Raw genomic sequence first — 7,102 nt, forward strand, 5'->3', positions numbered from 1 at the left:
GCTCGACTGACGACGACGGCGTGAGGACACGAGCGACGAAGGAGTGAGGCCCGGAGCGCCGAGGAGTCGGTCGCAAAAGGCTCGACTGACGACGACGGCGTGAGGACACGAGGGAGGCCCGGAGCGCCCGTACCGAAGGACACAACATGTCCCCGGCCGAGGTCCTCGTCAAGCACGGAATGCGGCCACGGGCCTGACTTGTTGTGTCGTACTGCCCAGTAACCGTCGCCGGCGTCAGACCAAGCCGGTTCGGTACGCCACGATGACGGCGTCTACCGGTCTCGCAGATCGAGCTTGGCGAAGACGCTGCCCACGTGCGTCTTGACGGTGGCCTCGCCCAGCACGAGCCGCGCGGCGATCTCCGAGTTGGTCAGGCCCTGTCCGACGAGCGTCAGCACCTCTCGTTCGCGGTCGGTGAGCCGGGACAGCATGGTCGCCGCGGCCCGATCCCGGCGCGTTCCCTTGGCGACGAGCGGGTCGTGATCTCGGGTGCGAGCAGGACGTCGCCGGTCAGGACGTGACGCACGGCCGAGACGAGCCGTTCGGGCGAGACGTCCTTGAGCAGGAAGCCGCTCGCACCGGCATCGAGGGCCGCGTAGACGTACTCGTCCACGTCGAAGGTCGTCAGCATCACGACCTTCCACGGCGCGCCCTCGGAGAGCATCGCTCGCAGGGCGGTGAGCCCGCCCATCCCGGGCATCCGCACGTCGAGCAGGACGATGTCCGGGCGTGCGAGCAGCACCTGCTCGACGCCCGCCGCGCCGACGCCCGCCGCGCCGTCGCCCGCCTCGCCGACGACGGTGAGGTCTGGGGCGGCGTCCAGGATGATTCGCAGGCCAGTGCGCACCATCGCGTCGTCGTCGACGATGACAAGCCGGATCATGAGGGCTCGCCTTCACGGGCTCGAAGCGGCAGCGAGACGGTCACCGACCGTCCACGTCCGGGGGGCATCGTCGACGTGGATCGTCCCGCCGAGGAAGGCCACCCGCTTGCGGATCCCGACCAGCCCTCGCCCGTCACGAGAGGCCTGCGCCCGCGCAGGCGGGGGTCCCTCCTGGACGATGCGGTATGCCGCCCAGTCCACCTCGCGGGGCACGGCGCCGTCCGCGCCCCTGACCTCCACGGCGACCGGCAGCCCTGCCGCGATGACCCGTTGGGTGAGCTCCGCCAGCCCCCCCGAGTCCCGCTGGCACGTCATCCCCGTCACCCCGGTCGCTGGTCCGGAGCAGTCCCAGCATCCCGCGCAGCTCCGTGAGCGCCATCCGGCCGCTCTGCTCCACAGTGGCGAGCTGCCCCGCGGCAACGGCGGACGTCGTGGGCGAGGTCCCGTTCAGAGGCGGCCCGCGCCGCTGCGGCCCGCCAGGCCAGGGCCTCACGCGTGCGTGACCGCAACGCGAGCCCCGCGAGCCCGGCGCTGGCCAGCGCCAGGAAGGGGACGACCACAGGCGCGATCGCGAGCCGGCTCGTGGCGGCGAACGGCGCGACCGCAGCCACGAGGAACACCGGGCCCAGCCACGGATACCGTGAGTGGGCCGTGGCCATGAAGCAGGCGACCACCAGACATGCGGCGACGATGACCAGGACCGCGACGGGGGCGGGCCGCAGGAGGTGACGCCGCGCCGGCCCCGACCGGGAACGGGTCGGTGCTCGTCACGCCGACAGCGGCGACGAGCACGACGAGTGCGGTGCTCGAGCCGACGTCGAGCGGCGTGGTCCCGGCCCGGCGAAGCGGGCGTGTCGGGAGGCGGCTCTCGGGCTCGATGGCCACAGTCGTGAGCATAGGCGTCAGTCGGCCAGCCGGACCACGGTGCGCCAGGCGAAGGCGAGCACGAGGAGGGCGAGTCCGACGAAGACAACGACGTCGAGGATCTGGAGGTGCCAGAACTGGCTCGCCCGGACGTAGGTGTCCACCTGCTGCGCACCGTGCGATGTCAGGCACGCGATCAGCCCACCCTTGCCACCGCCGTCCGTGACGCCGCCACACCACGCGGCGACCTGCTGCTGGCCGACGGGTCGCCCGAACCCGTCGGCCAGCGAGCTGAGGTCCAGGCGCCAGTCCTGCCGGGACACCCCCGTGGGACGCGACCGCTGGATCGGATAGGTCACCCGCACCGCCGAAACCAGCTGGTAGCGCAGCTGCTCCCAGACGACCCGGACCGGCACGAAGACCGCGAGCGTGACGGCCATCGCCGGGATGACCCGCCGCACGACGGCTCCGACGGCGACTCCGAGGGCGAGGGCGAACAGGCCCGCTGCGGCCGGAGCGGTGCCGAGCAGCCCGACCCAGTTGCGCTGTACGGGACTCACGGCGCTTGCCGTGATGTACGGCGAGAGGAGCCAGCCGTCGAGTCCACCGAGAGCGAGCCCGGGGGCCAGGAGCGCGAAGTCGTCGGAGCGGGAGGTGGTACTGGTCATGCCTCGACAGTAGGAACGTGGGGCGCTACGGCGCCTCCTCCCCACGTCGGAACCCGCTCCCACCGCGGGTGGAACGAGTGCGACAGGGTCAGCGCCGCCCGGAGGTGTCGATCGCCAGGTTCAGCCAGGTCGAGGTGACCACCATGCCGACCTTCTCGTAGAGCCCGAGCGCGCCGGTCCGGGAGTCGGTCGCCACCTCGGACCGGGTCGCGCAGTGCTCGCGGGCCGCGGCGAAGGAGTCGACGAGCAGCGCCCGAGCCAGGCCGAGGCCGCGCTGGTCCCGGCGCACGGCCAGGCGGCTGACGTACCCGCACCCCTCGGAGAGCTGGACGATGCAGGCCCCGACGACCTCGCCACCGGGGTCCGTCATCAGGCGAATGTTCCACGGCTCAAACCCCGGCCGGCGAGTCACGACCGCAGCGAAGTCCTCGAAGCTCTCGCGATCCCGGTCGGCCCACTCGAGGAACGCGTCCTCGACCACCTCATGGACGCGGTGATGGTCCTGCTCGCCGTCGGCCTGGCGGATGCCATAGCCGTCCGGAACGGGCTGCGGCTCGATCCCGCTGCCCCCGGGCAGCGCGAGCACCCACGACGTCCAGCGCACCCGGTAGCCGAGGCCCCGCAGCAGCGCCTCACCCGGCGACCCCTCCAGCACGGGCATCCCGACACTGTCGCTGCCGTCCCGGCCGGCGACCCGCCGGGTCCAGCGGGCCAGGGCCGTGCCGATGCCCCGACCGCGGTGGTCGACCGCCACGGAGGCATCGGCCCGCCCGCCCGTCGCGACCTCCGCGTAGCCGACCAGCCGGTCGCCGGCCAGCACCCCGATCGTCTGGCTGGTCAGGTCGAAGCTCGGCCGCTGCCAGTCGCCGATGATGTCGGCCTCCTCGATGGCGACCTCGCCGAGGCCCTCGAGCTCCTCGGCCGCCATGAGCTCGAAGACCCCCCGGGAGTCGTCCATCGTCAGGGGCCGCGCGGAGTATCGCTCAAGGCCCAGGTCGTTGATGGCGGACCTTCCGTCAGGTGGCGCGGACACGGCATCCCCCAGGTTGTGCGGTGACGACGATGATGATGTGCACGAGTGTGGCGAGCGAACCCCACCCATTCCACCCAATTTCCCGAACGGACCGTTCGGGGCCGAACTGACCGGTCTACCACCACGTTCAACCCCGAACAGTTCGTTCGCGGGAGGGGCCGCGGGTGGAGAAGGCGGGAGGCGACGGTGCGTGAGATCACAAGGTCACATGGTGAGATGGCCCGTTGGACCGATTGACACCCCGGGGGGAGTGGAGCACGGTTGGAGCGTGGCCCGAATCCTCGTACTTCCCTAGCGCGCCGACCAGTACCCGGTCAGCGCGCTTGCCCCTTTGGTCCCAATCGGACCGGAGGGTTTTTTTGTGGACACGTACGTGGACCAACCGGGCCACACCAATACATTCGAGAAAGCGATACGAACGTGAGCGACACCACCAAGCAGGCGCCCTCGCCGGCGGACGTGGCCTCGATGGCCCGTACCCGGCCCAGCACCCAGGCAGCGCCGGGGCAGGTCGTCGAGGTCACCGGGGCCCAGTCGCTCGTCCTCGCTCTCGAGGCCGTCGGGGTCGACACCGTCTTCGGCATCCCGGGCGGCGCGATCCTGCCGGCCTACGACCCGATGCTCGACTCGACGAAGGTCCGGCACATCCTCGTGCGGCACGAGCAGGGGGCCGGGCACGCCGCCGAGGGCTACGCCTCCGCCACCGGCAAGGTCGGCGTGTGCATGGTGACGTCCGGTCCCGGCGCGACGAACCTCGTCACACCGATCGCCGACGCCCACATGGACTCCGTGCCGATCGTGGCGATCACCGGGCAGGTGCCGAGCGCCGCGATCGGCAGCGACGCCTTCCAGGAGGCCGACATCCGCGGCATCACGATGCCGGTCACCAAGCACAACTACCTCGTCACGGACCCGGCCAAGATCCCCCAGATCATTGCCGAGGCGTTCCACATCGCCCGCACCGGTCGGCCCGGCCCCGTGCTCGTCGACATCAGCAAGGACGCCCTCCAGGCGACCACGACCTTCTCGTGGCCACCGAAGTTCGACCTGCCCGGGTATCACCCGGTGACGCATCCGCACGGCAAGCAGATCCGCGAGGCGGCGCGCCTCATGGCAGCAGCCGAACGCCCGATCTTCTACGTCGGCGGCGGGGTCGTGCGGGGCCACGCGAGCGAACAGCTGCGCCGGCTCGTCGACCTGACCCAGATCCCGGTCGTGACCACCCTCATGGCACGCGGCACCGTGCCCGACAGCCACCCGCTCAACCTCGGTATGCCGGGCATGCACGGCACGGTCGCTGCGGTGACCGGCCTGCAGAAGTCCGACCTCATCATCGCGCTCGGCGCCCGCTTCGACGACCGCGTCACCGGCCAGCTCAGCAGCTTCGCCCCGCACGCCAAGGTGATCCACGCCGACATCGACCCGGCCGAGATCGGCAAGAACCGCGTCGCGGACGTCCCGATCGTCGGTGACGCCGGTGAGGTCATCACCGACCTGATCCACCAGGTCGAGGCCGACCGCAGGGCCGGGTCAGACGACCCGGGTGCCTGGGACTACGCGGCCTGGCGCCAGCGAGTCACCGGTTGGAAGCAGACCTTCCCGCTCGGCTGGACCGAGAGCGAGGACGGTGCGCTCTCGCCTCAGTACGTCATCCAGCGCATCGGTGCGCTGACCGGCCCGGAGGGGACGTATGTCGCCGGCGTGGGCCAGCACCAGATGTGGGCCGCGCAGTTCGTCCGGTACGAACGCCCGAACGCTTGGCTCAACTCGGGTGGGCTCGGGACGATGGGGTATGCCGTCCCCGCCGCCATGGGCGCGAAGGTGGCCGAGCCCGACCGCACGGTCTGGGCGATCGACGGAGACGGCTGCTTCCAGATGACCAACCAGGAGCTCGCGACCTGCGCCATCAACGACATCCCCATCAAGGTCGCCATCATCAACAACAGCTCGCTCGGCATGGTCCGCCAGTGGCAGACCCTCTTCTACGGGGAGCGCTACTCGAACACTGACCTGCAGACGACGAGCGAGCGGATCCCCGACTTCGTCAAGCTCGCGGAGGCTTATGGCTGCCTTGGCCTGCGGGTCGAGAAGGCCGAGGACGTCGACGCCGCCATCACGCAGGCGCTCGAGACGAACGACAGACCGGTCGTCATCGACTTCATCGTCCACCGTGACGCCATGGTGTGGCCGATGGTGCCTGCGGGCGTCAGCAACGACATGATCCGGAACGCCCGAGACGAGGCGCCGGTGTGGGAGCGCGAGGAGTGACCCAGATGAGCAAGCACACGTTGTCGGTCCTGGTCGAGAACAAGCCGGGCGTCCTGGCCCGAGTCGCCTCGCTCTTCTCCCGTCGCGGCTTCAACATCGACTCGCTCGCGGTCGGCCCGACGGAGCTCGAGGAGATCTCGAGGATGACGGTGGTGGTCGAGGTCGAGGCGGGGGCGCTCGAGCAGGTCACCAAGCAGCTCAACAAGCTCGTCGAGGTGCTCAAGGTCGTCGAGCTCGACACGGCGGCCGCGGTCCACAGCGAGATCTGCCTCGTCAAGGTACGGGCCGACGCAACCAGCCGTAGCCAGGTCGTCGACACCGTGAACCTCTTCAAGGCCAAGGTCGTCGACGTCGCCCCCGATGCGTTGACGATCGAGGTGACGGGATCGTCCGACAAGCTGACCGCCTTCCTCGCCGTGCTCGAGCCGTTCGGTATCAAGGAGCTCGTGCAGTCCGGGGTCGTCGCGATGGGGCGGGGTTCGCGCTCGATCACCGATCGCTCGCTCAGGAGCGCGTAACCCGACCAGCGCGTAACCTGACCAGCGCGCAACCCGACCACGTGCTGGGCCGCCGGGCCGTGGGTCCGGGCTGAGCGGCATACTCACTGTCGAGACCCCCAACCGAAGGAGAAGGCCACGATGGCTGAGATGTTCTACGACGACGACGCCGACCTGTCCGTCATCCAGGGCAAGAAGGTCGCCGTCATCGGCTACGGCAGCCAGGGCCACGCCCATGCGCTCAACCTGCGCGACTCAGGCGTCGACGTGCGCGTCGGGCTCGCCGAGGGCAGCAGGAGCAAGGCCAAGGCCGAGGCCGAGGGGCTGACCGTGCTGAGTGTGGCCGACGCAGTCAAGCAGGCCGACCTCGTCGTCATCCTCACGCCCGACCAGGTGCAGCGCACTGTCTACGCGAACGACATCAAGCCCGATCTCAAGCCCGGCGCGGCGCTGCTGTTCGGGCACGGCTTCAACATCCGCTTCGGCTACATCACGCCGGAGGCCGACGCCGACGTGCTCATGGTCGCGCCCAAGGGTCCCGGCCACATCGTCCGGCGCGAGTTCGTCGACGGGCGAGGCGTGCCTGTGCTGCTCGCCGTCGAGAAGGACGCCTCGGGGTCGGCCTGGGACCTCGCCAAGAGCTACGCCAAGGCGATCGGCGGCCTGCGGGCCGGCGGCATCAGGACGACCTTCACCGAGGAGACCGAGACCGACCTGTTCGGTGAGCAGGCCGTGCTCTGTGGTGGGGCGAGCCAGCTCGTCATGTACGGCTTCGAGACGCTCGTCGAGGCGGGCTACCAGCCCGAGGTCGCCTACTTCGAGTGCCTGCACGAGCTCAAGCTCATCGTCGACCTCATGATCGAGGGCGGCATCGCCAAGCAGCGCTGGT

9 protein-coding genes are annotated in these 7,102 nt (G+C 70.2%); 4 read left to right on the plus strand and 5 right to left on the minus strand.

All coding sequences use genetic code 11. The annotated features are described in order from the left end of the window. Positions 1-272: 272 nt before the first annotated feature. The 3 genes from L0H79_RS22305 to L0H79_RS19210 are packed head-to-tail and all read right to left on the minus strand — an operon-like array spanning position 273 to position 1,198. On the minus strand, positions 273-398 hold the full coding sequence (locus tag L0H79_RS22305) for a helix-turn-helix transcriptional regulator (protein WP_367652496.1): 126 nt from the start codon (positions 396-398) through the stop codon (positions 273-275). Beyond that, the gene (locus L0H79_RS19205; RefSeq protein ID WP_367652497.1) at positions 392-883 is read right to left on the minus strand and encodes a response regulator transcription factor; all 492 of its coding nucleotides are present in this window, start codon (positions 881-883) and stop codon (positions 392-394) included. Before L0H79_RS19205 ends, L0H79_RS22305 begins: the two co-directional genes overlap by 7 nt. A 12-nt stretch (positions 884-895) precedes the next feature. Continuing rightward, a complete protein-coding gene (locus L0H79_RS19210; protein WP_301486251.1) occupies positions 896-1,198 on the minus strand; it encodes a hypothetical protein in 303 nt (100 codons plus the stop codon). A gap of 180 nt (positions 1,199-1,378) precedes the next feature. Between L0H79_RS19210 and L0H79_RS19215 the strand changes: the two genes are divergently transcribed. Continuing rightward, positions 1,379-1,612, plus strand: a complete 234-nt coding sequence (locus L0H79_RS19215; RefSeq protein ID WP_301486252.1) for a hypothetical protein — start codon at positions 1,379-1,381, stop codon at positions 1,610-1,612. A 173-nt stretch (positions 1,613-1,785) separates the two neighbouring features. Here L0H79_RS19215 and L0H79_RS19220 read toward each other — a convergent pair whose 3' ends face one another. Together L0H79_RS19220 and L0H79_RS19225 are read right to left on the minus strand one after the other, a co-directional pair. Further along, entirely contained in the window at positions 1,786-2,415 is a 630-nt protein-coding gene (locus tag L0H79_RS19220) for a hypothetical protein (RefSeq protein ID WP_301486253.1), read from the minus strand. A gap of 88 nt (positions 2,416-2,503) precedes the next feature. Continuing rightward, positions 2,504-3,373 carry a GNAT family N-acetyltransferase gene (locus L0H79_RS19225; protein WP_301486254.1) on the minus strand — a complete coding sequence of 290 codons (870 nt, stop codon included), beginning with the start codon at positions 3,371-3,373 and terminating at the stop codon, positions 2,504-2,506. A gap of 543 nt (positions 3,374-3,916) precedes the next feature. On the opposite strand from L0H79_RS19225, the gene L0H79_RS19230 reads away from it, so the two are divergent. The 3 genes from L0H79_RS19230 to ilvC all read left to right on the plus strand — a co-directional run. Further along, the gene (locus L0H79_RS19230) at positions 3,917-5,716 is read left to right on the plus strand and encodes an acetolactate synthase large subunit (RefSeq protein ID WP_301486257.1); all 1,800 of its coding nucleotides are present in this window, start codon (positions 3,917-3,919) and stop codon (positions 5,714-5,716) included. A 5-nt stretch (positions 5,717-5,721) separates the two neighbouring features. Continuing rightward, positions 5,722-6,234 carry an acetolactate synthase small subunit gene (ilvN, locus tag L0H79_RS19235; RefSeq protein ID WP_301486255.1) on the plus strand — a complete coding sequence of 171 codons (513 nt, stop codon included), beginning with the start codon at positions 5,722-5,724 and terminating at the stop codon, positions 6,232-6,234. A gap of 120 nt (positions 6,235-6,354) precedes the next feature. Beyond that, positions 6,355-7,102, plus strand: a 748-nt coding sequence (gene ilvC / locus L0H79_RS19240; RefSeq protein WP_301486256.1) for a ketol-acid reductoisomerase, incomplete at its 3' end; no start/stop codon positions are given.

This window comes from Intrasporangium sp., from assembly GCF_030452765.1.
In the GTDB taxonomy this organism is placed as follows: domain Bacteria; phylum Actinomycetota; class Actinomycetes; order Actinomycetales; family Dermatophilaceae; genus Intrasporangium_A.